The following is a 24616-nucleotide window of genomic DNA, read 5'->3' as shown; positions in this document are numbered from 1 at the left end:
CCCGGCGCACTGATCGACCTGGAATGCCAGATTCGGTTCCCGAAGTGTTGCCTGTTGTGTGCTTACTTGAACCCTGGGTCCTGGGCCTTCCACCAACTGCAGAACTCGTCGAGGGCGGTCCACAGGCTGACCTTGGGCTCGTAGTCCAGATAATGCCTGGCGCGGCTGATGTCTAACGTGAAATCTTTGTTCATGACTTGCATGCCCAGGCGTGACAATGCTGGCTCCGGACGCCCTGGCCACATTGCGCAGAAGGCTTCGTTGAGGGCCGCTACGCTGTAGGACAAACCGTAGGACCGATACCGCGTTACCTGCGGCAACTCCATTTGGCGCATCACGTAGTTCACCACATCCCACACCGGCACCGGCGTGCCGTTGCTGATGTTGTAGGCCTTGCCTAGCGCTGAACCGGTAGCGAGCAGGCTGCTGAGCAGCGCTTCGTTGAGGTTGTGCACGCTGGTGAAATCGACTTTGTTCAGGCCATCGCCGACGATAGCCAGGCGGTTCTTGCGCTGCATTTTCAGCAGGCGTGGGAAGATGCTCATGTCGCCGGCGCCAGTAACGAAGCGCGGGCGCAGGGCCAGCACTTCGAGGCCGAACTCCTGGGCGCCGAATACCTTTTGTTCCGCCAGGTATTTGGTGGCTGCATAGGGATGCTTGAAGCGCTTGGGGACTTGCTCTTCAGTCAGGCCCAGGTGGTCGCGGCCGTCAAAGTAGATCGATGGCGACGACAGGTGCACCAGTCGGCCGACCCGTTGCTTGAGGCAGGCCTCGACCACGTTCTCAGTGACCAGCACGTTGCCCTGGTGAAAGTCCTGATAGCGCCCCCACAGCCCGACAGCGCCAGCGCAATGCACCACGGCTTCGACATCGCGGCACAGCCCGCGCACCAGGTCGGCGTCATTCAGATCACCCTGGATAAACTCAGCGCCGCGCCTCACCAGGTGTTCCACACCTTCGGCGCGCCGCCCGTTGACCCGCACGTCCAGGCCCTGCTCCAAGGCGAAACGCGCAAAGCGCCCGCCAATGAAGCCGCTTGCGCCGGTGACCAGAACTTTCATGGAGCCTCCTACGGATGCAGCTGCAAGCTTCAAGCTATAAGCCGCAAGTTAAATACGATCTGCAAGTTCTTCTCTTGCAGCTTGCAGCTTGACGCTTGTCACTGCTGATAGGGCACCAACCATTGGCCACATGCCTGGGCCAGGTGATCGGTCAACAAGCCCAGCAGTTGCCCGCCACCGCGCCAATGATGCCAGTACAACGGCACGTCGATGGGCTTATCTGGCAATAACTCGACCAATACGCCCTTTTCCAGTGGGTCGCGCACCTGCAATTCCGGCACCAGCCCCCAGCCCAGGCCTGCTTCTGTCAAACGGATGAAGCCTTCGGACGATGGGCACAAATGGTGCTCGAAACCACCGTCCACGCCGAGGGACGCCAGGTAGCGGTGTTGCAGGAAATCATCCGGGCCGAACACCAGTGCCGGGGTGCGCGCCAGTTGATCAGCGCGTACGCCATCCGGAAAGTGCCGGGTTATAAAAGCCGGGCTCGCCAGCGCCCGGTAGCGCATAGCGCCCAGCAACAGGCTGCGTGCCCCAGCAACCGGGCGCTCGCTGGCGCAGATGCAGGCGGCCACTTCGCCAGCACGCATGCGTTTGAGGCCCACGGTCTGGTCTTCCACCACCAAATCCAGCAGCAAATGTTGTTCGGCGCAAAAATCGCTGACGGCCTCGGCCCACCAGGTGGCCAGGCTATCGGCGTTTAACGCGATGCGCAGACGCTCGGGCATGCCTTCCTCGTCCAGTGCCGGCACCTGACTTTGCAGGTCGCGCTCCAACAGGCGCACCTGTTGCACATGGTTGAGCAGGCGACGGCCGATCTCGGTAGGCGTCGGCGGCGTGGCCCGCACCAGCACCGGCTGGCCGATGCGCGCCTCGAGCAACTTGATGCGCTGGGAGATCGCCGATTGCGAGAGCCCCAACACTTGCGCGGCGCGCTCGAAGCCAGCCTGTTCCACCACCGCCGCCAGGGCAGAAAGCAATTTATAGTCGAACATCAGTTTCTCTAATGAGCGATCAGTAATATTTGTTTTTCTTATACAGCCTATGCCAAGAGAATAGCCAGCATCGCTTCTCTCTATAAGGAACCTCCCATGGCAGGCGAAACCGCCCTGGCAACCTTGCTGCGCAGCATGAGCCCCCATCTCAATGAGGGTGACTACGTGTTCTGCACCCTGCCCGATCACCGTATCCCTGCCGGTTGCGAGGTGATCGGCAGCTTTCGCGAGCAGGAAGGCCTGACCCTGATCGTTGAACGCCAGCAGGCGGAACAGGCGGGCCTGGCCTTTGACTACGTTGCCGCGTGGATCACCTTGAATGTGCACTCGGCCCTGGAAGCCGTGGGCTTGACCGCCGCCTTCGCCAGCGCACTGGGCAAGGCCGGCATCAGTTGCAATGTGATTGCCGGCTATTACCACGACCACCTGTTTGTCGGGCGTGCCGACGCCGAGCGCGCCCTGCACGTTTTGCGGCAATTGGCAGCGGACGCGGAGTAAACCCTATGTGGCAAAGCTATCTGAATGGCCTGCTGGTCGCGCTCGGCCTGATCATGGCCATCGGTTCACAGAATGCCTTTGTATTGGCGCAAAGCCTGCGTCGCGAGCATCACTTGCCGGTCGCGGCGTTGTGTGTGATCTGCGATGCCCTGCTGGTGGCTGCCGGGGTGTTTGGCCTGGCCACAGTGCTGGCACAAAACCCTTTACTGCTGGCGATTGCGCGCTGGGGCGGCGCAGCATTCCTGATCTGGTACGGGGCTTGTGCACTGCGTCGGGCCTGTTCAAAACAGAGCCTGGAACAAGGCGACAACCTGCGGGTGCGGTCCTTGCGCGCCGTGTTGCTCAGTGCCTTGGCGGTGACACTGCTCAACCCTCACGTGTACTTGGACACTGTATTGCTGATCGGCTCTCTCGGCGCGCAACAAACCGAGCCCGGCGCCTATGTGGCCGGTGCCGCCAGCGCCTCGCTCCTGTGGTTCGCGACTTTGGCACTCGGCGCGGCCTGGCTGGCCCCCTGGCTGGCGCGTCCCGCCACCTGGCGCCTGCTGGACCTGTTGGTAGCGCTGATGATGTTCAGCGTGGCCTACCAATTGATCAGCGCCTGAGGAATATTCCAAAACGCTCTGGAACCTCTATCCCACACAGTTGTTGCGTGGTTTTGCCGCACCCCCGGTGCTATGATCCGGACCCGGCGCCGCAAAGAGTACAAACTCCCCGGCGCTTGTTTGGCCGCCCGTGATCGGCCTTGCGCTCACCGCAACTGACCTGATTAGGAGAATCATCATGGCTTTCGAATTGCCGCCGCTGCCCTACGCACACGATGCCCTGCAGCCGCACATCTCCAAGGAAACCTTGGAATTTCACCACGACAAGCACCACAACACCTATGTCGTGAACCTGAACAACCTGGTGCCAGGCACCGAGTTCGAAGGCAAGACCCTGGAAGAGATCGTTAAATCCTCTTCGGGCGGCATCTTCAACAACGCCGCTCAGGTCTGGAACCACACCTTCTACTGGAACTGCCTGGCGCCAAACGCCGGCGGCCAACCTACCGGCGCGCTGGCTGAAGCCATCAACGCTGCGTTTGGTTCGTTCGACAAGTTCAAGGAAGAGTTCACCAAGACTTCTGTCGGCACCTTCGGTTCCGGTTGGGGCTGGCTGGTGAAAAAGGCTGACGGTTCCCTGGCCCTGGCCAGCACCATCGGCGCCGGCAACCCGCTGACCAGCGGTGACACCCCGCTGCTGACCTGCGATGTGTGGGAACACGCCTACTACATCGACTACCGCAACGTGCGTCCAAAGTATGTGGAAGCGTTCTGGAACCTGGTCAACTGGAAGTTCGTGGCTGAGCAGTTCGAAGGCAAAACCTTCACTGCCTAAGCAACGCTTGCAGTAGAAAGAGCCCGGCGATTGCCGGGCTTTTTTGTGCGTTCAACATCAGCGACTTGCCCGGAATGGTGGAACCCGCACAAAGGAATGTGCCACCCACGCAGTGAGAGGAATAACCCTCTCACACGCTTCTGGAGAGTCACGATGGAAGAAATCGGAAAAGCAGGTGGGCAGATGGCGATGCAACTCATCAGCGGGCTGATGAAAGGCCTCGCCGGTGGTGCGGGTGGTGGAGGGGGCGGTGAAGGCGGTGGTGCCAATGCACCCGGCCGGCCAGGCGAAGACATGATGCCGCCACCGCCGCCAAAGATCGAGATTTCCGATTATCAGTGAACACGCTCACGGCCTGGAAGGGCATTGACCTGACCACAGGTCAGTCGAGCACCCAGACGGCGGAGTAAATCCGCCGTTTTTTTTGGTTTTTTCTGCGTATCCCGCATCAAGACGTCTGCGGCTCTAATGTTCCTTTGACTGCCCTCACGTGATTGCCAATACTCATGGCATATTGAAGGCCACCCGCATGAGACAAGGAATGCCCCTTTGAAGCTGGAACTCAAGAACAGCTTGTCCGTGAAGTTGCTACGGGTTGTGCTGCTGTCGGCATTGATTGTGGGCGTATCGCTGAGCGTGGCGCAGATCGTTTACGATGCCTACAAGACGCGCCAGGCCGTGGTCAGCGATGCACAGCGCATCCTCGACATGTTTCGCGACCCCTCGACCCAGGCCATCTACAGCCTGGACCGCGAAATGGGCATGCAAGTGATTGAGGGGCTGTTCCAGGATGACGCGGTGCGCATGGCGTCCATCGGCCACCCCGACGAAACCATGCTGGCCGAGAAGAGCCGCACTTTGCAGCACGCCCCCAGCCGCTGGTTGACCGACCTGATTCTTGGCCAGGAACGCACGTTTACCACGCCCCTGGTCGGCAAAGGCCCCTACAGCGAGTATTACGGTGACCTGAGTATCACCCTCGACACGGCCACCTATGGCCAGGGATTTATCGTCAATTCGGTGATTATTTTTATTTCCGGTGTATTGCGCGCCCTCGCCATGGGCCTGGTGCTCTACCTGGTTTATCACTGGCTGCTGACCAAGCCGCTGTCGCGGATTATCGAACACCTGACGTCGATCAACCCGGACCGGCCCAGCGAACACAAGATCCCGCAGCTCAAGGGTCACGAACGCAACGAATTGGGGCTGTGGATCAACACCGCCAACCAGCTGCTCGAGTCAATCGAGCGCAACACCCACCTGCGCCATGAAGCCGAAACCAGCCTGCTGCGCATGGCCCAGTACGACTTCCTGACCGGTTTACCGAACCGCCAGAAACTGCAGGAGCAACTGGACAAGATCCTTATTGACGCAGGCCGCCGACAACGGCGCGTAGCAGTGTTGTGCGTGGGGCTGGATGATTTCAAAAGCGTCAACGAACAGTTCACCTATCAGGCCGGCGACAAACTGCTGCTGGCGCTGGCAGACCGTTTACGCGCGCACAGTGGGCGCCTCGGCACCCTGGCCCGTCTGGGCGGAGATCAGTTTGCGCTGGTCCAAGCCGATATCGAACAGCCTTACGAAGCCGCCGAGCTGGCGCAAAGCATCCTTGATGACCTGGAAGCAGACTTCGTCCTCGATCACCAACAGATTCGACTGCGCGCCACCATCGGCATCACCTTATTCCCGGAAGACGGCGACAGCACTGAAACGCTGCTGCAAAAAGCCGAACAGACCATGACCCTGGCCAAGACCCGCTCGCGCAACCGCTATCAGTTCTATATCGCCAGCGTCGACAGTGAAATGCGCCGCCGCCGGGAGCTGGAAAAAGACCTGCGCGACGCCCTCAGCCGCAATCAATTCCACCTGGTGTACCAGCCGCAGATCAGTTACCGCGACCACCGTGTAGTGGGCGTGGAAGCCCTGCTGCGCTGGCAGCACCCGGAACACGGCATGGTCCCGCCGGACCTGTTTATCCCGCTGGCGGAGCAAAACGGCACGATTATCCCGATAGGCGAATGGGTACTCGACCAAGCCTGCCGCCAATTACGCGAATGGCACGACCTGGGCTTTACCGACCTGCGCATGGCGGTCAACCTGTCCACCGTGCAGTTGCACCACACCGAGTTGCCGCGGGTGGTCAATAACCTGATGCAAATCTACCGCTTGCCGCCGCGCAGCCTGGAACTGGAAGTCACGGAAACCGGCTTGATGGAAGACATCAGCACCGCCGCCCAGCACCTGCTGAGCCTGCGCCGGTCCGGGGCGTTGATCGCGATTGATGACTTCGGCACCGGCTACTCATCCCTCAGCTACTTGAAAAGCCTGCCCTTGGACAAGATCAAGATAGACAAGAGCTTCGTCCAGGACCTGCTGGACGATGACGACGACGCCACCATCGTGCGCGCGATCATCCAGCTGGGCAAAAGCCTGGGCATGCAGGTGATCGCCGAAGGCGTGGAAACCGCTGAGCAGGAGGCTTACATCATCTCCGAAGGCTGCCATGAGGGTCAGGGTTACCACTACAGCAAACCCTTGCAGGCCCGAGAGCTGGCGGCTTTTTTGAAGCAATCGGAGCGCAATAACGCCGCCATTCTCTGACCTGGCAAGATGATACTGAATATTTCCCGCGTATAACCCTTTACACAAAATGCAAATCTTTCGCATTATGTCGCAGCTTTGCGCGCCCCCGCGCGCCCTCTCAACAACCGAAGCAGGATGTTCGCCATGATTCGTATGCCCCTGGCCACCGCCAGTCTACTGGCCATTGCCATTTCTCTCGCCGGTTGCGGCGAAGGTAAAGACAAGGCCCCTGCAAACCAGGCGCCGACCCCGGCTACCAGCACCACCGCTCCAGCCGCTGCCACCCCTGCCGGTCAGATCGACGAAGCCGCCGCCAAGGCCGTGGTCGCGCATTACGCAGACATGGTGTTTGCGGTCTACAGTGACGCCGAGTCCACCGCTAAAACCCTGCAAACTGCGATCGACGCGTTTCTCGCCAAGCCGAACGACGAAACCCTGAAAGCCGCGCGTACCGCCTGGGTCGCCGCCCGCGTTCCGTACCTGCAAAGCGAAGTATTCCGCTTCGGCAACACCATCATCGACGACTGGGAAGGCCAGGTGAACGCATGGCCGCTCGACGAAGGCCTGATCGACTACACCGACAAGTCCTACGAACACGCCTTGGGTAACCCAGGCGCCACCGCCAACATCATCGCCAATACCGAGATCCAGGTCGGCGAAGACAAGGTCGACGTGAAGGACATCACCCCGGAAAAACTCGCCAGCCTCAATGAGCTGGGCGGTTCCGAGGCCAACGTCGCCACCGGTTACCACGCCATCGAATTCCTGCTCTGGGGCCAAGACCTGAACGGCACCGGCCCAGGCGCCGGCAACCGTCCTGCGTCGGACTACCTGACCGGCGACGGCGCTACAGGCGGCCACAACGAGCGTCGCCGTGCCTACCTGAGCGCTGTGACTCAACTGCTGGTCAGCGACCTGGAAGAAATGGTCGGCAACTGGAAACCAAACGTCGAAGACAACTACCGCGCCACCCTGGAGGCAGAACCTGCCACCGACGGCGTGCGCAAGATGCTGTTCGGCATGGGCAGCCTGTCCCTCGGCGAACTGGCCGGTGAGCGCATGAAGGTTTCCCTGGAAGCCAACTCGCCGGAAGACGAGCAAGACTGCTTCAGCGACAACACCCACAACTCGCACTTCTATGACGCCAAGGGTATCCGCAACGTCTACCTGGGCGAGTACACCCGCGTTGACGGCACCAAAATGACCGGCGCCAGCCTGTCATCCCTGGTGGCCAAGGCCGATCCAGCTGCCGATACCGCGCTGAAAGCGGAGCTGGCAGCCACCGAAGCGAAGATCCAGGTCATGGTTGACCACGCCAACAAGGGTGAGCACTACGACCAGTTGATCGCTGCCGGTAACGATGCGGGCAACCAGATCGTGCGTGACGCCATCGCTGCGCTGGTCAAGCAGACCGGTTCGATCGAAGCGGCGGCAGGCAAGCTGGGCATCAGCGACTTGAACCCGGACAGCGCTGATCACGAGTTCTGATCAGTAGCGAATTGGAAAAGGCGGCCTTTGGGTCGCCTTTTTTGTGTGTGCCTGTCGACAATCAATCAGGCGCCACAAAACCAATGTGTGCGGGCTTGCTCGCGAATGCGGTGGATCAGCAAGTGAATCCGTTGACTGACACTGCGCATTCGCGAGCAAGCCCACATTAGACTTACATCGCTTCCAAGCCCCGGTTTACAAGACCTGCACCGCAGGTAGAATGGCGCCTCTGCCCAATAACCCCGAGCTCACTTCATGGCGTTGCCGACCCTACGCATTATCGGTTTCATCATCGGCATCTTCCTGATCACCCTCGCGATCGCCATGGTCGTGCCAATGGCGACCCTGGTGATCTTCGAACGCACCAGTGACCTGCCCTCTTTCCTGTGGGCCAGCATGATCACCTTTCTTGCCGGCCTGGCCCTGGTGATTCCAGGTCGCCCCGAGCATGTGCACCTGCGCCCGCGGGACATGTACCTGCTCACAGTGACAAGCTGGGTGGTGGTGTGCATCTTTGCGGCGTTGCCGTTTCTGTTGACCCAACACATCAGCTACACCGACTCGTTTTTTGAAAGCATGTCCGGTATCACCGCCACCGGCTCCACCGTGTTGAGCGGCCTGGACGCCATGTCGCCAGGCATCCTGATCTGGCGCTCGCTGCTGCACTGGCTGGGTGGCATCGGCTTTATCGGCATGGCGGTGGCGATCCTGCCACTGCTGCGCATTGGTGGCATGCGCCTGTTCCAGACCGAATCCTCGGACCGCTCGGAAAAGGTCATGCCCCGCTCGCACATGGTGGCGCGGCTGATCGTGGCGGCCTACGTCGGCATCACCATCCTCGGCAGCCTGGCGTTCTGGTGGGCCGGGATGGGCCTGTTCGATGCGATCAACCACGCGATGTCGGCGATTTCCACCGGGGGCTTCTCCACTTCGGATGAGTCCCTGGCCCACTGGAAACAACCTGCCGTGCACTGGGTGGCGGTGGTGGTGATGATCCTCGGCAGCTTGCCGTTCACGCTCTATGTGGCCACCTTGCGTGGCAACCGCAAGGCGTTGATCAAGGATCAGCAAGTGCAGGGTTTGCTCGGTTTGTTGATCGTGACCTGGCTGGTACTGGGCACCTGGTACTGGTGGACCACCAACCTGCATTGGCTGGAAGCCTTGCGTCATGTGGCGTTGAACGTGACCTCGGTGGTCACCACCACGGGTTTTGCATTGGGGGACTACAGCCTGTGGGGCAACTTCTCACTGATGCTGTTCTTTTACCTGGGCTTTATCGGTGGTTGTTCAGGCTCTACGGCGGGTGGGATCAAGATCTTCCGCTTTCAGGTCGCCTATATCCTGCTCAAGGCCAACTTGAACCAGTTGATTCACCCGCGCGCGGTGATCAAGCAGAAGTACAACGGCCATCGCCTTGACGAAGAGATCGTGCGTTCGATCCTGACGTTCTCGTTTTTCTTCGCCATTACCATCTGCGCCATCGCCCTGGCCTTGTCGCTTCTGGGCCTGGACTGGATGACCGCCTTGACCGGCGCAGCCAGTACCGTCTCCGGCGTCGGCCCTGGCCTGGGCGAAACCATTGGCCCTGCGGGTAACTTCGCCAGCCTGCCGGATGCGGCCAAGTGGATCCTGTCACTCGGCATGCTGCTGGGCCGACTGGAGATCATTACGGTCTTTGTTCTGTGCATTCCGGCGTTTTGGCGCCACTGACGGCCGACGCTTCCAGCAACCGCGCCCGGTATTCGCCGGGCGTGGCGTCGAACCAACGACGAAACGCGCGAAAGAAGTTGCTCGGGTCGGCAAAACCCAACAGGTAGGCGATTTCCAATAACGTCATGCTGGGCTGCGCCAGGTACTGCTCGGCCAATTCGCGGCGGGTGTCATCGAGCAGGGTCTGGAAGCTGGTGCCCTCCTCCTGTAGACGCCGCTGCAAGGTGCGCTGGGAAAGGTGCAACGTCTGGGCCACCACTTCTCGTTTGGGCTCACCCTGGGGCAACAGCCGGCACAACACCTGCCGTGCCTTGTGGGTCACGCGGCTCTCCGAAAAACGCGCCAGGTATTCGCCGGCAAATCGATCATGCAGCAGCGCCATGGCTTCGTTGGCCGTGGGCAACTGCGCGTCCATGTCGGCCCGCTCGAAAATCAGCGCGTCATAGGGTGCGTTGAATTCCAAAGGCGCATGGAAGGCTTGTTTGTAGGGCGACAGGTCCGCCGGCTGATCACCTTGCAACACCACCTTGCGCGGCTGCAGGGTACGACCGGTCAGCCAACCGCACAGGGCCAAGGCGCTGGCCAGCGAAGCTTCGGCGCTTTGCCGGGTGGGCGGCAGGTGATCGCCATGCACCGTCAGAATCAGCGCATAACCTTCGGGGATCAGTCGGAAACTCAGGTCTGCACTTTCGGCAATGATGCGCTGGTAGCGCACCAGGCGCATAAAGCCCTCGGCAAGGGTATTGCTGGACATCAGTGCATAGCCAGCCACATGAAACGACGCCGGGCGCACCACTTTACCCATGTTCAGGCCGATCGCCGGGTTGCCTGAAAGCGCTACCGCCCGTTGCCACAGGCGCGTCATGGAGTCTTGCGGAAACCGCGCATCGGGGTCATTCAGGGCGGCGTAGTCCAGGCCGAGCTGCTTGAACAAGGCGCGGCAATCCAAGCCGTCCATTTCCAATGCCTTGACGATCCCCATCGCCCAGCTTGCAGAAGTTGTTCGTTCGCTCATGGCGTCTTCTTAAAAAAGCAGGTTCAAATGGCAGCCAGGAAGCCAAGGATACTAAAGTGGCATCTATTGTCACTGGCCGTTACCACTGATCACTCTAGACTCAAATAAGCTCCCCGCCGAACACCTGTTGGGCGGCATAACAATCAAAGGGCCAGTCACTGTGGAAAACGTCAAGCAATTCAATAGCTTTGCTGAGTTCTACCCTTATTACCTGAGCGAGCACGGCAACAGCACGTGCCGGCGCCTACATTTTATCGGCACCACGCTGGTGATCGGGATTTTGGCGTACGCCATCGGGAGAGGCTCGCTGGGCCTACTGATTGCCGTGCCGATTGCTGGCTACAGCTTTGCGTGGATCGGTCACTTCTTCTTCGAAAAAAACCGCCCGGCGACGTTTCAGCACCCGTTCTACAGCTTGCTCGGGGATTTTGTGATGTATCGCGACATGATCCTGGGCAAAGTGCCTTTCTAAAGGTAAGTGTGACCCCATGTCACTTGCGTTTGCAGGATCAAGGGTCACCTATTCGTCGAGATAAAAGTCTATTTGTCATTTACAGTGCTGTATCCTGCCAAGGCTTTTTGAGAGCGCGCAATCACCTGCGATTGAAAAAACAGACCTTGCGAGGAGCGACGACAATGCACGAGATACCTAATCTCCCCTTCCCAAGCCTGCACCCTACAGAGCAGCCAACACCGCAGCAGGCCAGCGACAAGCAGCCTGAGGCCAAAGAAGCAAAACCAGTCGACAGCAAAAGCCAGGACTGACGCCGTATCAGACCGTGTGGAAAGCGCAGCTTTGAGCGCTTTCCACACTGCCTGAATCATCCGAGATACCTGCCATGACTGACTCCTCCCCCACTCCCCCGGACACCGCCGTACTCGATGCTGCCCTGCAGATGGTCGAGGTCTGGAACCGCCTCAGCGCAGACAAACAAGCCGTGCTGCTCAAGCGCTTCGGCACCCAGGAAAACGCGCTGGCCGCCCTGGTCACTACGCAATTGCTGGCCCCTGCGCAAACCTGAGTTCTTTGTGACCTGAGGTTTTTGCGTTTTACCGCCCTGCGCGGGCCAAACCACCGGTATCATTAGCAGCCTATCTTTACCTGCTGCGACAGTGGACCTCTCCCCATGCCAGATACCCAGCGCCCCATGGCGGTCACGCTGCACGTTGTTTCCATCGTACTGTTCACCTTTATCGGCTACCTGAATATCGGCATTCCCCTGGCCGTATTGCCAGGCTATGTCCACAGTGAACTGGGCTACGGCGCGGTGATTGCCGGCCTGGTGATCAGCGTGCAATACCTGGCCACCCTGCTGAGCCGCCCCTACGCGGGCAAAATCATCGACAACCTGGGCAGCAAGCGTGCGGTGCTGATCGGTTTAGCGGGCTGTGGCCTGAGTGGCGTGTTCATGCTGCTCGCGGCGTGGTTTTCAAGCGTGCCTGCCGTGAGCCTCTGCAGCCTGCTGATTGGCCGACTGGTCCTAGGCAGCGCTGAAAGCCTGGTGGGTTCGGGCGCCATCGGCTGGGGCATCGGCCGGGTCGGTGCGGCAAATACCGCCAAAGTCATCTCCTGGAACGGCATCGCCAGCTATGGCGCCTTGGCAGTAGGAGCACCTATGGGTGTGCTGCTGGTGAGAAACTTCGGGCTATGGAGCATGGGCGTCAGCATCATTCTGCTGGCGGTCGTCGGCTTATTGCTGGCCTGGAACAAAGTCGCAGCGCCGATCGTCGCTGGCGTGCGCCTGCCGTTCATGAATGTACTGGGCCGGGTATTGCCCCACGGCTGCGCGCTGGCGTTGGGCTCCATCGGCTTTGGCACCATCGCCACGTTTATCACCTTGTATTACACCACCCAGCACTGGGATAACGCGGTGTGGGCCCTGAGCCTGTTCGGCGCCAGTTTCATCAGCGCGCGCTTGCTGTTCGGTAACCTGATCAACCGGATCGGCGGCTTTCGCGTGGCGATTGCCTGCCTGTCGGTAGAAATCCTAGGGCTGCTGTTGCTGTGGCTGGCGCCGGACGCCAACCTGGCCCTGGCCGGCGCGGCGTTGAGCGGCTTCGGCTTTTCCCTGGTGTTTCCGGCGTTGGGGGTGGAGGCAGTGAACCTGGTACCGGCGTCCAGCCGTGGCTCGGCGGTGGGGGCCTATTCGCTGTTTATCGATTTATCGCTGGGCATCACCGGCCCGCTTGCCGGGGCCGTGGCGGCTGGCTTCGGCTTTGCGTCGATCTTCCTGTTCGCCGCCCTCGCCGCCCTGGGTGGTTTGCTACTGAGCGTGTACCTGTACCGCCAGGCACCCAAGGCCCGTGAAGCGCGCGGCGACTAAAAGTCGACCTTGCCGCGCCCAGCCTTGATGCTGCCACGCTTGGTCTTGGATTCGAGGCGACGCTTTTTCGAGCCCAGGGTCGGCTTGGTCGGGCGGCGCTTCTTCTCGACCTTGGTGGCGCTGAGAATCAACTCCACCAAACGCTCCAGCGCATCCGCTCGATTCTGTTCCTGGGTCCGGTATTGCTGGGCCTTGAGCACCAGCACGCCTTCGCTGGTGATACGGCTATCGCGCAGCGCCAGCAGCCGCTCCTTATAGAACTCCGGCAGCGACGACGCCGGAATGTCAAAACGCAGGTGCACCGCGCTCGACACCTTATTCACGTTCTGCCCACCGGCGCCTTGGGCGCGAATGGCGGTCAGCTCGATCTCGGCGTCGGGCAGGTGCACGTTGTTGGAAATCACCAGCATTGGGCAAAGGGTTCCGGTCGAAGGTATCCAAGGATACGCGAATGCGCCTTGCCCTTGCCCCTGAAACAGCAAACCCGGCGCAGGTCCGGGTTTGCTCAACACGCCAAAGGGTTACTTCGCGGCTGGCGTTACCACGTGAGGGTACGGCTGCGCAGCGCGCTTGTTCTTGATCCAGTAACACACCGCCATAAACGCCACCCACACCGGGATCGCGTACACCGACACCTGAATCCCTGGAATCATCAGCATGATCACCAGGATAAACACCACGAACGCCAGGCATACATAGTTGCCATACGGGTACCACAGCGCCTTGAACAACGGCACTTGGCCGGTGCGGTTCATGTGCTGGCGGAACTTGAAGTGGGAGAAGCTGATCATCGCCCAGTTGATCACCAGCGTAGCCACGACCAGAGACATCAGCAGTTCCAGTGCGTGTTGCGGGATCAGGTAGTTCATCAACACCGCCACCAGGGTGATCGCCGCCGAGGCGAGGATGGAGCGCACTGGCACGCCGCGCTTGTCGATCTTCGCCAGTGCTTTGGGCGCATCACCCTGTTCGGCCATGCCCAGCAGCATGCGGCTGTTGCAGTAAGTGCCGCTGTTGTATACCGACAGCGCCGCCGTCAGGACCACGAAGTTAAGAATATGCGCGGCGGTGTTGCTGCCCAGCATCGAGAACACCTGCACGAACGGGCTGCCGCTGTAGGCATCGCCGGAGGCGTTGAGGGTTGTCAGCAGGCTGTCCCACGGTGTCAGCGACAACAGCACGACCAGAGCACCGATGTAGAAAATCAGGATGCGGTAGATCACTTGGTTGATCGCTTTCGGGATCACGGTGCGTGGCTGGTCCGCTTCGGCAGCGGTGAAGCCAAGCATTTCCAGGCCACCGAAGGAGAACATGATGATCGCCATGGCCATCACCAAACCGCCGACGCCGTGAGGGAAGAACCCACCGTGCTCCCACAGGTTAGTCACCGAAGCCTGCGGCCCGCCGCTGCCGCTGACCAGCATGTAGCTGCCCAGGGCGATCATGCCGACGATGGCCACCACCTTGATGATGGCGAACCAGAACTCAGCCTCACCAAAGACTTTGACGTTGGCCAGATTGATCAGGTTGATCAGCACGAAGAACGCTGCCGCCGAGACCCAAGTCGGAATCTCCGGCCACCAGTAATGCACGTATTTGCCGACGGCCGTCAGCTCCGACATGCCCACCAAAATGTACAGGATCCAGCAGTTCCAACCCGACAGGAAGCCAGCGAAACCGCCCCAGTACTTGTGAGCAAAGTGGCTGAAGGAACCAGCGACCGGCTCTTCAACGATCATTTCGCCGAGCTGGCGCATGATCATGAAGGCAATGAAGCCGCAGATGGCATAACCCAGGATCATCGAAGGGCCGGCGGATTTGAGCACCCCGGCAGAGCCCAGGAACAGGCCGGTGCCGATGGCGCCACCGAGGGCGATCAATTGGATATGCCGATTTTTCAAGCCGCGTTTCAGCTCGCCTGAAGAGGAATGGGGTCCGCTCATGAAAAGGATCTCACGCAAGGTTTGATGATGTTGAATGCACGTTGCTGCCTTGAATCTCGACTCAAGCAGCGCTGCTCAAACCCCAGCGCAGGCACCAGGAGTACAGCGTCTTTCTAACGGTCATGCGTCACCTGTTTATTTTTATCTGTGACGAAATCGAACCCGTCTGGCTCGTGGCCGGGCGGAGTGATCAGGGTCGATAACCCTGAGGTCTTGGCCTTTTGCGTGGGTACGCAAGGGCGTCACAGTAAAACGCGGCGGATTGTACACCGCTCGACAGCTTGAGGCCGCCCCGCAACGGTGCATGCGACGATCTGTCAGGCATTTCTTACAGTACTTCACCGCTCAACAAGCACGCGGTTTTATCGTCAATTAATCGTTACAGCGCGGAAAATCTACGTTACAAGCGTGAACTCACGGAAAATTGGCGACGGGAAACTTCTTAAAAATCATCCTGATCAGCCTGCTGTTTTTTATGAAAAAAAAGCTGACGACCCAAAACAGAAAAAATTATTCAATTGGAACCGTGTCAATAAATATTTTGCATTCTGAAACAGGCTCTCCTAGGTTCATCCCACTTGCCCAGCGCAGCCCGTTGGCAAGCCGTTCTCAAACACCGTCCTCTAGGAGATACACCATGCAAGCACTGGAAAACGACCTGGAAACCGAACTGCAACTCGACGATTGGTTTGAAGCGCCGACCCATGAGGCCGCCGTTGAAATGATGCAAGCCGATGCCGTCGTGCCGTTCGGCACCGCGATGTGGCCTTTCTAAAATCGGCAGGTATCCGGCAGGTGCTGTGCACGGCACCTGCCACCCTTACCCAAGGCACAAAAGGATGCACGTCATGGACAAGGCCCGCGCCGTCGAACACTTTCTCTACTACCTCGCGCACCACCCGGCCCTCAGCGGCCTGAATCGTCCCACCGTGTTACTGGGCCATACCGAGCGCTACGACGCCATTGCCCAGGCGATCACCCACAGCAGCGCCGCCCGTTTCAATTTCCAGGTGCAGCGCCTGGACCTGGCCGCCAGCGACGCGCTGGCCCAAGCCATCGAAGCCTGCGACCTCTATCTGTTTTTATACGATTCCTCGACCTTGCCCAACCCACGCGCCGAAGGCCCGGACTTTATCCGCGCGCTGCAGGGCGTGATGGCCGAGCACTGGAAGAAATCCCTGCTGTTCAAGGATTACGGCGACTATTTCTACGACACCTTCAGCGTCGAGCCACAGCGCATTGCCGACCTCAATGCCACGTTGATCCGGCGCATGTCCCAGGCCAATGTGCTGCGCTTCACCGACAAGCACGGCTCGCGGCTGGAGGCGCCGCTGAGCAGCATCAAGAAGTGGACCAATATCAACGGCATCGGCAACCACGACCTCGCACCCGGCGAGATCGCGACCCACAGCGAAGCCATCAATGGCCAGGTGCGGTTTGTCGGCACCTTTCTCAGCACCATCCCGTTTGCACGCAAATATGGCGTGCTGCAATCACCGCTGGAGCTGTGGATCGAGCACTCGACCGTCTGCAGCGTAGCCAGTGAGGTGCCGGGGTTGGCCGATGACTTCAACAAGTACCTGAATGCCAACCCGTCCAACCGGCGCGTGGAGGAATTGGGGATTGGTACCAATGAAGGGGTCAAGGATTTGTATGCGCGCAATGCCGGGTTTGAGGAGCGCCATTGTGGGTTGCATTTGGGCTTGGGAGGTGGGCAGAAAGGCAGCCATCACCTGGACCTGATCTTTGCCAGTGGGACTTTGGCCCTGGACGATAAACCGGTTTTTGATGGGAGATTTGCGTTTTAGAGCCAGCTACAAGTCGTAAGCTATAAGCTTCAAGCAAAAAAAAGCGCCAACCTGTGAGGGCCAGCGCGTTTCTCTTGCAGCTTGAAGCTAAAAGCTTGCCGCTGCTCTTAAGGCTTCTTACGACCAAAACCAGGACGCTGACCCGAACCGGCCGGAGCGCCACGGCGCTTGCCCGACGGCTCGTCCGCGACCAGTTTCGGGCCGGGGCGCTTGTTTGCCGTCGGCTTGGCTGGACGCTTGGTGCTGGCGCTGTCGGCGGGGCGATCCGCTTCACCGCGATTGCTGCGACCACCGGCCGGAGCTGGGCGCGGCGTGCGTGGAGCACGCTCGCCTTCCTGGCGCGATGGCGCGGTTGGACGACGCTCGCCTTCGATCTGCGGCTCACGGGAAATACGACCGCCGGTAGCCGGTGCATTCAGCGCAGGGCGCAGGGTGCGGGCAACGCGCTCGGTACGAGCAACCGGACGCGACGATTTACGCTGCATACGCTCAAGCTTGTCTTTGCTCTTGGCGTTCATCTGCGGCATCGCGACTGGCGTCAGGCCGACTTCGGCGCTGAGGATGTCGACTTCGTACTGGCTCATTTCGCGCCAGCGGCCCATCGGCAGGTCGGAGTTCAGGAACACCGGACCGAAACGCACGCGCTTCAGGCGGCTGACCACCAGACCCTGGGATTCCCACAGGCGACGGACTTCACGGTTACGACCTTCCATCACCACGCAGTGGTACCAGTGGTTGAAACCTTCGCCACCTGGGGCCTGCTTGATATCGGTGAACTTGGCCGGGCCGTCTTCCAGCACCACGCCGGCTTTCAAGCGCTCGATCATCTCGTCATCGACTTCGCCACGCACACGCACAGCGTATTCGCGGTCCATCTCGTAGGACGGGTGCATCAGGCGGTTGGCCAATTCACCGTCAGTGGTGAACATCAGCAAGCCGGTGGTGTTGATGTCGAGACGACCGATGTTGATCCAACGGCCTTCTTTTGGCTTAGGCATCTTGTCGAACACGGTCGGACGGCCTTCCGGGTCGTCACGGGTGCAGATCTCGCCATCGGGCTTGTTGTACATGATCACGCGGCGCACCGATTCGGCGGCCTCTTCACGCTTGATGACCTTGCCATCAATGGTGATTGCATCGTGCAGGTCGACGCGCTGGCCGAGGGTGGCCTCGACGCCGTTGACCTTGATGCGCTTCTGAGTGATCCAGGCTTCGACGTCGCGGCGCGAGCCCACGCCGATACGCGCCAGCACCTTTTGCAGTTTTTCACCTGCTGGGCCGATTTCCTGGCTGTCGTTCTGGTCTTTGTCGTTCATCTTAAGCACCTCCCGGTGGGTCGATTCAGGCGTGGCCTGAAGAGTGTTGAAAGCGGGGCCTTGGCCGAATAGCTCGGCAAAGGGTCGCGAATCATACGCGCATGACGCGCGTTGCGCATCAGAGACTAGTCGATATGGCCCAAGTCATTTGCTTTTCCGCCGACCGGTGGCGCCCAGCGCCAGCAATCGGAGCTCGGCCTCGGCCAACACTGTGCGCTTGTCGACCTTGTCGAGTTTCTTCCAGGCACGGATTTCGCGCTTGTTGCGGCCACAGCCGACGCAAATGTCGTCGCTGAATTTGCAGACGCTGATGCAGGGGTCTTTGGTTGAACTCATATGATTTCTCCCTGGCAACAATAATCAAATGTGGGAGCGGGTTTGCTCGCGTCAGTCTTCGAACTCGCGGCGCTCGTTTTCGATGGCTTCGGCCAGGGCGCGGGCTTCGTCTTCTTCGTCGCTCAGCGGCGGCTGTTCGAGGGCGGCGACGGCGGCCAGGAGTTTCTCGCGGGCTTCGGCGACGCCGAGGCTATCTTCCTCGGGCTCAGGCTGAACCTCAATCTCAGGTTCGACTTCAGGCTCAACTTCAACGTTCAGCTGGGTTTCAGGTTCAACCGCGCCGTCACGCAGCAAATCGTCGAAGTCGGTCTTGATCCCCTGCTCCATGTCGTCCAGCTCCAGCAACAACGTGTGGAAACTGGTCTCGTCCTTCGGCTCTTCCGGCTCGGCACTGGCATCCGCCAACGCTTGCAAACTGGCGGGCACGGGGGCGTCGTCGAAGTCCAGCACCGGGTCTGGCTCCATTTCGCGCAGTTCGGCGAGCGGCGGCAGGTCGTCGAGGTTTTTCAGGTTGAAGTGGTCGAGGAACACCTTGGTGGTGGCAAACATCGCCGGTTTGCCGGGAACGTCACGGTAGCCAACGATGCGGATCCACTCGCGCTCCAGCAAGGTCTTGACGATATGGCTATTGACCGCCACGCCACGTACGTCCTCGATCTCGCCTCGGGTGATGGGCTGGCGGTAGGCGATCAGCGCCATGGTTTCCAGCATTGCACGCGAATAACGTTGCGGGCGCTCTTCCCATAAACGCCCAACCCACGGGGAAAACTTTTCACGGATCTGAAGGCGATAACCCGACGCCACCTCGCGCAGTTCAAAGGCACGGCCGTCGCAGGATTTGCGCAATATCTCCAGCGCCTTCTTGAACACCGGCGGCTCAGGGCGCTCGGACACTTCAAAGAGTTCGAACAAGCGCTCCAGGGATTGCGGTTTACCCGAGGCCAGGAGAAAAGCCTCCAGCAGCGTCGCCAGTTCGCGGGGTTCAGTCAGATTCATCGATTCAGCTCTTTATTCGGCTCGCGCCCGCACGTGGATAGCCGCAAAAGGCTCATTCTGGACCAGCTCGACCAAGGACTCCTTGACCAATTCAAGGATCGCCATAAACGTCACCACCACCCCCAGGCGCCCTTCTTCTTTCGTAAACAGTTCGACAAAAGGCACAAACCCGCCACCCTTGAGGCGATCCAGCACATCACTCATGCGCTCGCGGGTCGACAACGCTTCGCGGCTGACCTGGTGGCTTTCAAACATATCCCCACGGCGCAATACCTCGGCCATGGACATCAATAATTCTTCCAGGCTCACGTCCGGCAGCAACTTGCGCGCACGGGCCTCGGGCGCGTCGAGTTTGGGCACCACCACGTCACGGCCGACCCGGCTCAAACCATCGATGCCTTCGGCGGCCGCCTTGAAGCGCTCGTATTCTTGCAGGCGACGGATCAGTTCGGCGCGCGGGTCGTCTTCTTCGGCCTCAACCGTCTCCGACCGCGGCAGCAGCATGCGCGACTTGATCTCGGCAAGCATGGCGGCCATCACCAGGTACTCGGCGGCCAGTTCCAGGCGCACCGACTGCATCAACTCGACATAGCCCATGTACTGACGGGTGATTTCCGCCACCGGGATGTCGAGGATGTTGATGTTCTGCTTGCGGATCAGGTAGAGCAGCAAGTCCAGCGGGCCTTCGAAGGCTTCAAGGAAGACTTCCAGGGCGTCCGGCGGGATGTACAAGTCCAGCGGCATTTCCAGCACGGCCTGGCCATACACCATTGCAAATGGCAGTTCCTGCTGGGCGCCGGCCTGGCTGTCGACGGTTTCCACAGACGACATTCAGGCCTCAACCATAAACGGAGCCGGGTCGCCGCACCCCACACGGATTACCTCCGGTTCGCCGTCGGCCAGGTTGATCACCGTAGAGGCTTTGCCACCCCCGAAGCCGCCGTCGATGATCAGGTCCACCTGTTTTTCCAGGCGCTGGCGCATTTCGTACGGGTCTTCCAGCGGTTCGCTGTCGCCGGGCATGATCAACGACACGCTCATCAGTGGCTCACCCAGCTCGGCCAGCAGCGCCAGGGCAATCGGATGCTCCGGCACGCGCAGACCGATGGTGCGCTTCTTCGGGTGCAGCAGCAGGCGCGGCACTTCACGGGTGGCGTTGAGAATGAACGTGTAGGGGCCCGGCGTGTGAGCCTTGAGCAGGCGGAAGGTGCCGGTGTCGACCTTGGCGAACAGCCCCAGTTGGGACAAGTCGCTGCAGATCAGCGCAAAGTTGTGGTTCTTGTCCAGGTCACGCAGTCGCCTTACACGCTCTACCGCGCCCTTGTCGCCGATCTGGCAACCAATAGCGTAGGACGAATCCGTTGGGTAGATCACCACGCCGCCGGCGCGAATGATCTCGACGGCCTGTTTAATCAGGCGCGCCTGGGGGTTTTCCGGATGAATCTGGAAAAATTGACTCACGTGTTCTACCTGTTCAGACGGTGGCAATAATGGGGTCATGCTTGAATCGCCCCCACAAGAGCGGCAAGTCCTCCGGGACCTGGCGATACTCGCCGATCTCGGACCAGCCGCCTGGGCCATGAAAGTCACTGCCGGCGCTGACCAGCAGACCAAATTCGCGAGCAAGAATCGCCAGGCTGCCCACTTGTTCGGCGGGTTGATGCCCGTTGACCACTTCAATCGCGTGGCCACCCGCACCAATATAGTCGCTGATCAGCTTGCGGCGCTTACTGCGGGTGAAATCGTAATGCCAAGGGTGCGCCAGGCTGACCCAGGCCCCGGAGGCGCGCAGGGTCTCGACGGTGTCTTCCAAGGTCGGCCAATGCAACTTCACATCCCCCAACTTGCCGGCGCCCAGCCATTTGCGAAAGGCTTCGGCACGGTCTTTAACAAAACCTTCACGTACCATCCAGTCGGCAAAATGCGGCCGGGCCGGTGCGTTGCCGCTGTCGCCTAGTTCCTGCTGGATGGCGCGGGCGCCGTCGAGGGCATTGGGCATGCCTTTAAGGCCGAGTTTGCGGCTTATTTCTTCTGACCGCAGCCAACGGCCATCGTGCAAATTAGCGATGGCCTGCACCAATGCCGGGGCTTTCTGATCAAACCCGTAGCCAAGCACATGAATGGTGGCGCCGCCCCAGGTGCAGGACAATTCCACACCGTTGACCAGCTGCATGCCCAGCGCCTGCGCGGTTTCGCGGGCTTCGTCCAGCCCTTCGAGGGTGTCGTGGTCGGTCAACGAAAGGACTCGCACGCCTTTTTCAAACGCACGCGCAACCAGTACCGCAGGCGCCAGGGCGCCGTCGGAGGCCGTGCTGTGGCAGTGCAAATCAACATTCACAGGGCTTTGTAACCTCAAGTCAGCTGGCGCTTTCGCTACCAAGGATGTTTGTTATTATGCCGCCACATCCAGCTTCTGGCTCTTACTGTGAAACAATTCATCGACTTCATCCCGCTGTTGCTGTTTTTCATCGTTTACAAACTCGACCCCAGGGTCATTGATCTGGCCGGCCATGAGCTGACGTTCGGGGGCATCTACAGCGCCACCGCCGTGCTCATCATCAGCTCACTCGTGGTCTACGGCGCCCTCTTCATCTCCCAGCGCAAGCTGGAAAAAAGCCAATGGCTGACCCTGGTTGCGTGCCTGGTCTTCGGCAGCCTGACCCTGGCCTTTCACAGCGAAACCTTCCTTAAATGGAAAGCCCCGGTGGTGAACTGGCTGTTCGCCCTGGCGTTTATCGGCAGCCATTTCATCGGTGACCGCCTGCTGATCAAGCGGATCATGGGCCATGCCCTGACCCTGCCAGAGCCGGTGTGGGTGCGCCTTAACATTGCCTGGATCGTGTTTTTCCTGTTCTGCGGCGCCGCCAACCTGTTCGTGGCGTTCACCTTCCAGGACTACTGGGTCGACTTCAAAGTCTTCGGCAGCCTTGGCATGACCGTGCTGTTCCTGGTTGCCCAGGGTATTTACCTGTCGCGCCATCTGCATGACACCGACCCTACCACGCCAAAAACCGAGGACTGACATGCTCTACACCATCATTGCTACCGACGTTGCCAACTCGCTGGAAAAGCGCCTTTCCGTGCGCCCGGCGCACGTCGAGCGCCTCAAACAGCTGCAAGCCGAAGGCCGTATCGTATTGGCTGGCCCGCATCCGGCGGTGGACAGCAATGACCCAGGCGATGCCGGTTTCACCGGTAGCCTGATCGTCGCCGACTTCGCTTCCCTGGCCGATGCCCAGGCTTGGGCCAAGGCCGATCCTTACGTTGCAGCAGGCGTTTACGCTGACGTCGTGATCAAGCCGTTCAAGCAAGTCCTGCCTTGACTCAGGTCGCGCCGAACCATTTCAGTTCGGCGCGCTCCTAATTGCTCATTATTCTGAGTAACCTGCCGACAACGTTCTGAATATTCGTGTGGAATCAGGAGTTCCGATGCGCTTACGTCAGTTGTGTCTGTTGGCAGTGTTAATGATCGGGGCTACGGCCCACGCTGAAGAAACCTCGAACACCGGCAGTTCCACGCCCCTGTCCTTGAGTGCCGGCGCCCAGATCACCGAGTTGCAGCAACGTTTGAAAGAAAGCGAACGCCAGCGTGAAGAACTGGGCAAGCAGCTGCAAAGTGCGGAGGCCTCCCGCGAAAGCGCCCAATTGAGTCGCCTTCGCCAAGAGAATCAACGCCTGGCCCAGCAACTCAAAGATTCACAGGGCGGCGCCTTGACCCGCTGGCTGACCGAGCAACAGCAATGGTTTGTCACCGGCGGGGCCGTCGCTCTGATCGCCCTGCTGTGCGGGATCTTCGCCAGCGGTGGGCACCGTCGCCGTCGACAATGGCTAAATTGAGTGAGTCATGAGCGAGCTGTTACTGATAGATGATGACCAGGAGCTCTGCGAGCTGCTGACCCGTTGGCTGAGCCAGGAAGGCTTCCAGGTGCGCGCCTGCCATGACGGCTTGAGCGCACGCAAAGCCTTGGCCGACAGCGCCCCGGCGGCGGTGGTGCTCGACGTGATGCTGCCCGACGGCAGCGGGCTGGAGCTGCTCAAGCAATTGCGCAACGACCACCCGGAGCTGCCGGTGCTGATGCTCTCGGCCCGCGGCGAACCCCTGGACCGCATCCTCGGCCTGGAACTGGGCGCCGACGATTACCTGGCCAAGCCCTGCGACCCGCGCGAGCTTACCGCTCGCCTGCGCGCCGTGCTGCGCCGCAGCCACCCGGCTGCCGTGTCCTCACAGCTGGAACTGGGCGACTTGTGCTTCAGCCCGGTGCGCGGCGTGGTCAGCATCGATGAACAGGAGTTCACCCTCACCGTCTCTGAAAGTCGTCTGCTGGAAGCCCTGCTACGCCAACCCGGCGAGCCACTGGACAAACAGGAACTGGCGCAGATCGCCCTGGGCCGCAAGTTGACCCTTTACGATCGCAGCCTGGACATGCACGTCAGCAACCTGCGCAAAAAGATCGGCCCGCACCCGGATGGCCGGCCGCGGATCGTGGCATTGCGTAGCCGTGGTTACTATTACAGTCTTTAAAGCAGCTGCAAGCTGCAAGCGAACAGCTCTTACTTGCCGCTTGCAGCTAAAAACTTGCAGCTGCCCCCCCTCCCCTTACCAAACCTTTACCCTCTCCTGACGGCGGCTGACCTTGATCTGCGTAATCTACTCACATCCGGACTCACCGGAATAGAGACAGGAGAATCACCATGCGCAAGACCCTTATCGCTTTGATGTTCGCCGCTGCCCTGCCGACCGTTGCCATGGCAGCAATGCCGGAAGGCCCAGGCCCGATGGGTGGCCCGGAAGGTCACATGATGGGTGGCCCGGGCCACGGCGGTGAACACGGTCCGCGTGGCAAAGGCGGCCCCTTCAGCCAACTGGACCTGAGCAAGGAACAGCGCCAGCAGATCGGCAAACTGATGGGCGACCAATGGCACGCTCGCAAAGACTTGACCAAGAAGTACTTGGACAAACTGCCAGCCGCTGACCAGAAAGCCATGCAGGACGAAATCGCCGCCGGCAAGCTGAAAACCCAGGCCGATATCCGCGCGGTACTCAAGCCTGACCAGCAGAAAAAGTTCGACGAGATCGTCAAGAAGCAAGAACAGCGTCGTGCCGAATGGAAGGAATTCCAAGCCTGGAAAGCGCAACAGCCGCAAAAAGCGCAATAATGCCCT

28 protein-coding genes are annotated in these 24616 nt (G+C 60.0%); 17 read left to right on the top strand and 11 right to left on the bottom strand.

Features of this window, described 5'->3' with window-relative positions:
* Positions 1-62: 62 nt before the first annotated feature.
* Both AACY30_RS08675 and AACY30_RS08670 read right to left on the bottom strand, forming a co-directional pair.
* Complete coding sequence (locus AACY30_RS08675) at positions 63-1061, bottom strand: NAD-dependent epimerase/dehydratase family protein (RefSeq protein WP_339470164.1); 999 nt, start codon at positions 1059-1061, stop codon at positions 63-65.
* 98 nt (positions 1062-1159) lie between these two features.
* A complete protein-coding gene (locus tag AACY30_RS08670; RefSeq protein WP_339540162.1) occupies positions 1160-2056 on the bottom strand; it encodes a LysR family transcriptional regulator ArgP in 897 nt (298 codons plus the stop codon).
* A 96-nt stretch (positions 2057-2152) separates the two neighbouring features.
* On the opposite strand from AACY30_RS08670, the gene AACY30_RS08665 reads away from it, so the two are divergent.
* The 7 genes from AACY30_RS08665 to AACY30_RS08635 all read left to right on the top strand — a co-directional run bounded on the left by AACY30_RS08665 (position 2153) and on the right by AACY30_RS08635 (position 9715).
* Entirely contained in the window at positions 2153-2554 is a 402-nt protein-coding gene (locus tag AACY30_RS08665) for an ACT domain-containing protein (RefSeq protein ID WP_049711792.1), read from the top strand.
* A gap of 5 nt (positions 2555-2559) precedes the next feature.
* A complete protein-coding gene (locus tag AACY30_RS08660; protein ID WP_339540161.1) occupies positions 2560-3159 on the top strand; it encodes a LysE/ArgO family amino acid transporter in 600 nt (199 codons plus the stop codon).
* A 178-nt stretch (positions 3160-3337) separates the two neighbouring features.
* Complete coding sequence (locus AACY30_RS08655) at positions 3338-3934, top strand: superoxide dismutase (RefSeq protein ID WP_017125974.1); 597 nt, start codon at positions 3338-3340, stop codon at positions 3932-3934.
* 153 nt (positions 3935-4087) lie between these two features.
* Entirely contained in the window at positions 4088-4276 is a 189-nt protein-coding gene (locus AACY30_RS08650; protein WP_339540160.1) for a hypothetical protein, read from the top strand.
* Positions 4277-4483: 207 nt separating this feature from the next.
* Positions 4484-6535, top strand: a complete 2052-nt coding sequence (locus AACY30_RS08645; protein ID WP_339470160.1) for a putative bifunctional diguanylate cyclase/phosphodiesterase — start codon at positions 4484-4486, stop codon at positions 6533-6535.
* 126 nt (positions 6536-6661) lie between these two features.
* Positions 6662-8005: an imelysin family protein gene (locus AACY30_RS08640; RefSeq protein ID WP_339470159.1), complete on the top strand. Its 1344-nt coding sequence runs from the start codon at positions 6662-6664 to the stop codon at positions 8003-8005.
* Between the two features lie 255 nt (positions 8006-8260).
* Positions 8261-9715, top strand: a complete 1455-nt coding sequence (locus AACY30_RS08635) for a TrkH family potassium uptake protein (RefSeq protein ID WP_339417138.1) — start codon at positions 8261-8263, stop codon at positions 9713-9715.
* Here the strand turns inward: AACY30_RS08635 and AACY30_RS08630 are convergent.
* Positions 9672-10730 carry an AraC family transcriptional regulator gene (locus AACY30_RS08630; protein WP_339540159.1) on the bottom strand — a complete coding sequence of 353 codons (1059 nt, stop codon included), beginning with the start codon at positions 10728-10730 and terminating at the stop codon, positions 9672-9674. The two genes, AACY30_RS08635 and AACY30_RS08630, sit on opposite strands and share 44 nt — an antisense overlap.
* A 160-nt stretch (positions 10731-10890) precedes the next feature.
* Between AACY30_RS08630 and AACY30_RS08625 the strand changes: the two genes are divergently transcribed.
* The 3 genes from AACY30_RS08625 to AACY30_RS08615 all read left to right on the top strand — a co-directional run bounded on the left by AACY30_RS08625 (position 10891) and on the right by AACY30_RS08615 (position 13054).
* Positions 10891-11202 carry a DUF962 domain-containing protein gene (locus tag AACY30_RS08625; RefSeq protein WP_049711785.1) on the top strand — a complete coding sequence of 104 codons (312 nt, stop codon included), beginning with the start codon at positions 10891-10893 and terminating at the stop codon, positions 11200-11202.
* 367 nt (positions 11203-11569) lie between these two features.
* Entirely contained in the window at positions 11570-11752 is a 183-nt protein-coding gene (locus tag AACY30_RS08620) for a hypothetical protein (RefSeq protein WP_065873565.1), read from the top strand.
* A gap of 105 nt (positions 11753-11857) precedes the next feature.
* Positions 11858-13054 carry an MFS transporter gene (locus AACY30_RS08615; protein ID WP_339470156.1) on the top strand — a complete coding sequence of 399 codons (1197 nt, stop codon included), beginning with the start codon at positions 11858-11860 and terminating at the stop codon, positions 13052-13054.
* On the opposite strand, the gene arfB is transcribed toward AACY30_RS08615, so the two are convergent.
* Positions 13051-13464, bottom strand: a complete 414-nt coding sequence (gene arfB / locus AACY30_RS08610) for an alternative ribosome rescue aminoacyl-tRNA hydrolase ArfB (protein WP_016975416.1) — start codon at positions 13462-13464, stop codon at positions 13051-13053. The two genes, AACY30_RS08615 and arfB, sit on opposite strands and share 4 nt — an antisense overlap.
* Positions 13465-13575: 111 nt before the next feature.
* On the bottom strand, positions 13576-14997 hold the full coding sequence (locus tag AACY30_RS08605) for an amino acid permease (protein WP_339470155.1): 1422 nt from the start codon (positions 14995-14997) through the stop codon (positions 13576-13578).
* A gap of 637 nt (positions 14998-15634) precedes the next feature.
* Here AACY30_RS08605 and AACY30_RS08600 point away from each other — a divergent pair.
* The gene (locus tag AACY30_RS08600; RefSeq protein ID WP_003175756.1) at positions 15635-15772 is read left to right on the top strand and encodes a hypothetical protein; all 138 of its coding nucleotides are present in this window, start codon (positions 15635-15637) and stop codon (positions 15770-15772) included.
* Positions 15773-15845: 73 nt separating this feature from the next.
* Positions 15846-16805 (top strand): leucyl aminopeptidase, encoded by a 960-nt coding sequence (locus AACY30_RS08595; RefSeq protein ID WP_339470154.1) that lies wholly within the window; start codon positions 15846-15848, stop codon positions 16803-16805.
* 107 nt (positions 16806-16912) lie between these two features.
* Here the strand turns inward: AACY30_RS08595 and rluB are convergent, their stop codons facing one another.
* The 6 genes from rluB to AACY30_RS08565 all read right to left on the bottom strand — a co-directional run bounded on the left by rluB (position 16913) and on the right by AACY30_RS08565 (position 21791).
* Positions 16913-18121, bottom strand: coding sequence for a 23S rRNA pseudouridine(2605) synthase RluB (gene rluB, locus AACY30_RS08590; RefSeq protein ID WP_339470153.1), 1209 nt, complete (start codon positions 18119-18121; stop codon positions 16913-16915).
* A gap of 144 nt (positions 18122-18265) precedes the next feature.
* Positions 18266-18457 carry a DUF1289 domain-containing protein gene (locus tag AACY30_RS08585; protein ID WP_339417156.1) on the bottom strand — a complete coding sequence of 64 codons (192 nt, stop codon included), beginning with the start codon at positions 18455-18457 and terminating at the stop codon, positions 18266-18268.
* A gap of 51 nt (positions 18458-18508) precedes the next feature.
* Complete coding sequence (scpB, locus tag AACY30_RS08580; protein WP_339540158.1) at positions 18509-19453, bottom strand: SMC-Scp complex subunit ScpB; 945 nt, start codon at positions 19451-19453, stop codon at positions 18509-18511.
* 12 nt (positions 19454-19465) lie between these two features.
* Entirely contained in the window at positions 19466-20164 is a 699-nt protein-coding gene (locus AACY30_RS08575; RefSeq protein ID WP_175403020.1) for a segregation and condensation protein A, read from the bottom strand.
* 120 nt (positions 20165-20284) lie between these two features.
* Entirely contained in the window at positions 20285-20914 is a 630-nt protein-coding gene (locus tag AACY30_RS08570; RefSeq protein ID WP_339540157.1) for an L-threonylcarbamoyladenylate synthase, read from the bottom strand.
* Between the two features lie 13 nt (positions 20915-20927).
* A complete protein-coding gene (locus AACY30_RS08565; protein ID WP_339540156.1) occupies positions 20928-21791 on the bottom strand; it encodes a PHP domain-containing protein in 864 nt (287 codons plus the stop codon).
* A gap of 87 nt (positions 21792-21878) precedes the next feature.
* On the opposite strand from AACY30_RS08565, the gene AACY30_RS08560 reads away from it, so the two are divergent.
* From AACY30_RS08560 to AACY30_RS08540, 5 genes are all read left to right on the top strand, one after another.
* Positions 21879-22475: a septation protein A gene (locus AACY30_RS08560; protein WP_314568617.1), complete on the top strand. Its 597-nt coding sequence runs from the start codon at positions 21879-21881 to the stop codon at positions 22473-22475.
* A gap of 1 nt (position 22476) precedes the next feature.
* Positions 22477-22776, top strand: coding sequence for a YciI family protein (locus AACY30_RS08555; protein WP_339540155.1), 300 nt, complete (start codon positions 22477-22479; stop codon positions 22774-22776).
* 106 nt (positions 22777-22882) lie between these two features.
* Positions 22883-23290, top strand: coding sequence for a translation initiation factor 2 (locus AACY30_RS08550; RefSeq protein WP_339417162.1), 408 nt, complete (start codon positions 22883-22885; stop codon positions 23288-23290).
* Positions 23291-23297: 7 nt separating this feature from the next.
* The gene (locus AACY30_RS08545; protein ID WP_339417163.1) at positions 23298-23975 is read left to right on the top strand and encodes a response regulator transcription factor; all 678 of its coding nucleotides are present in this window, start codon (positions 23298-23300) and stop codon (positions 23973-23975) included.
* 170 nt (positions 23976-24145) lie between these two features.
* On the top strand, positions 24146-24610 hold the full coding sequence (locus AACY30_RS08540; RefSeq protein ID WP_339470149.1) for an LTXXQ domain protein: 465 nt from the start codon (positions 24146-24148) through the stop codon (positions 24608-24610).
* Positions 24611-24616 lie beyond the last annotated feature (6 nt).

Origin of the sequence: Pseudomonas sp. RA_5y_Pfl1_P24 (assembly GCF_963970945.1) — a bacterium.
Taxonomy (GTDB): domain Bacteria; phylum Pseudomonadota; class Gammaproteobacteria; order Pseudomonadales; family Pseudomonadaceae; genus Aquipseudomonas; species Aquipseudomonas tritici.
The sequence above is the reverse complement of the archived record's forward strand: the minus strand, read 5'-3'. Positions and strand labels throughout refer to the sequence as shown.

Excerpts from the sequence above, each read along its gene's own strand:
- AACY30_RS08605 (WP_339470155.1), bottom strand. The coding sequence starts at position 14,997 with ATGAGCGGACCCCATTCCTCTTCAGGCGAGCTGAAACGCGGCTTGAAA.
- AACY30_RS08630 (WP_339540159.1), bottom strand. The coding sequence starts at position 10,730 with ATGAGCGAACGAACAACTTCTGCAAGCTGGGCGATGGGGATCGTCAAG.
- AACY30_RS08635 (WP_339417138.1), top strand. The coding sequence starts at position 8,261 with ATGGCGTTGCCGACCCTACGCATTATCGGTTTCATCATCGGCATCTTC.
- AACY30_RS08675 (WP_339470164.1), bottom strand. The coding sequence starts at position 1,061 with ATGAAAGTTCTGGTCACCGGCGCAAGCGGCTTCATTGGCGGGCGCTTT.
- scpB (WP_339540158.1), bottom strand. The coding sequence starts at position 19,453 with ATGAATCTGACTGAACCCCGCGAACTGGCGACGCTGCTGGAGGCTTTT.
- AACY30_RS08585 (WP_339417156.1), bottom strand. The coding sequence starts at position 18,457 with ATGAGTTCAACCAAAGACCCCTGCATCAGCGTCTGCAAATTCAGCGAC.
- AACY30_RS08660 (WP_339540161.1), top strand. The coding sequence starts at position 2,560 with ATGTGGCAAAGCTATCTGAATGGCCTGCTGGTCGCGCTCGGCCTGATC.
- AACY30_RS08555 (WP_339540155.1), top strand. The coding sequence starts at position 22,477 with ATGCTCTACACCATCATTGCTACCGACGTTGCCAACTCGCTGGAAAAG.
- AACY30_RS08640 (WP_339470159.1), top strand. The coding sequence starts at position 6,662 with ATGATTCGTATGCCCCTGGCCACCGCCAGTCTACTGGCCATTGCCATT.
- rluB (WP_339470153.1), bottom strand. The coding sequence starts at position 18,121 with ATGAACGACAAAGACCAGAACGACAGCCAGGAAATCGGCCCAGCAGGT.
- AACY30_RS08550 (WP_339417162.1), top strand. The coding sequence starts at position 22,883 with ATGCGCTTACGTCAGTTGTGTCTGTTGGCAGTGTTAATGATCGGGGCT.
- AACY30_RS08655 (WP_017125974.1), top strand. The coding sequence starts at position 3,338 with ATGGCTTTCGAATTGCCGCCGCTGCCCTACGCACACGATGCCCTGCAG.
- arfB (WP_016975416.1), bottom strand. The coding sequence starts at position 13,464 with ATGCTGGTGATTTCCAACAACGTGCACCTGCCCGACGCCGAGATCGAG.
- AACY30_RS08620 (WP_065873565.1), top strand. The coding sequence starts at position 11,570 with ATGACTGACTCCTCCCCCACTCCCCCGGACACCGCCGTACTCGATGCT.
- AACY30_RS08615 (WP_339470156.1), top strand. The coding sequence starts at position 11,858 with ATGCCAGATACCCAGCGCCCCATGGCGGTCACGCTGCACGTTGTTTCC.
- AACY30_RS08545 (WP_339417163.1), top strand. The coding sequence starts at position 23,298 with ATGAGCGAGCTGTTACTGATAGATGATGACCAGGAGCTCTGCGAGCTG.
- AACY30_RS08670 (WP_339540162.1), bottom strand. The coding sequence starts at position 2,056 with ATGTTCGACTATAAATTGCTTTCTGCCCTGGCGGCGGTGGTGGAACAG.
- AACY30_RS08665 (WP_049711792.1), top strand. The coding sequence starts at position 2,153 with ATGGCAGGCGAAACCGCCCTGGCAACCTTGCTGCGCAGCATGAGCCCC.
- AACY30_RS08540 (WP_339470149.1), top strand. The coding sequence starts at position 24,146 with ATGCGCAAGACCCTTATCGCTTTGATGTTCGCCGCTGCCCTGCCGACC.
- AACY30_RS08600 (WP_003175756.1), top strand. The coding sequence starts at position 15,635 with ATGCAAGCACTGGAAAACGACCTGGAAACCGAACTGCAACTCGACGAT.
- AACY30_RS08595 (WP_339470154.1), top strand. The coding sequence starts at position 15,846 with ATGGACAAGGCCCGCGCCGTCGAACACTTTCTCTACTACCTCGCGCAC.
- AACY30_RS08650 (WP_339540160.1), top strand. The coding sequence starts at position 4,088 with ATGGAAGAAATCGGAAAAGCAGGTGGGCAGATGGCGATGCAACTCATC.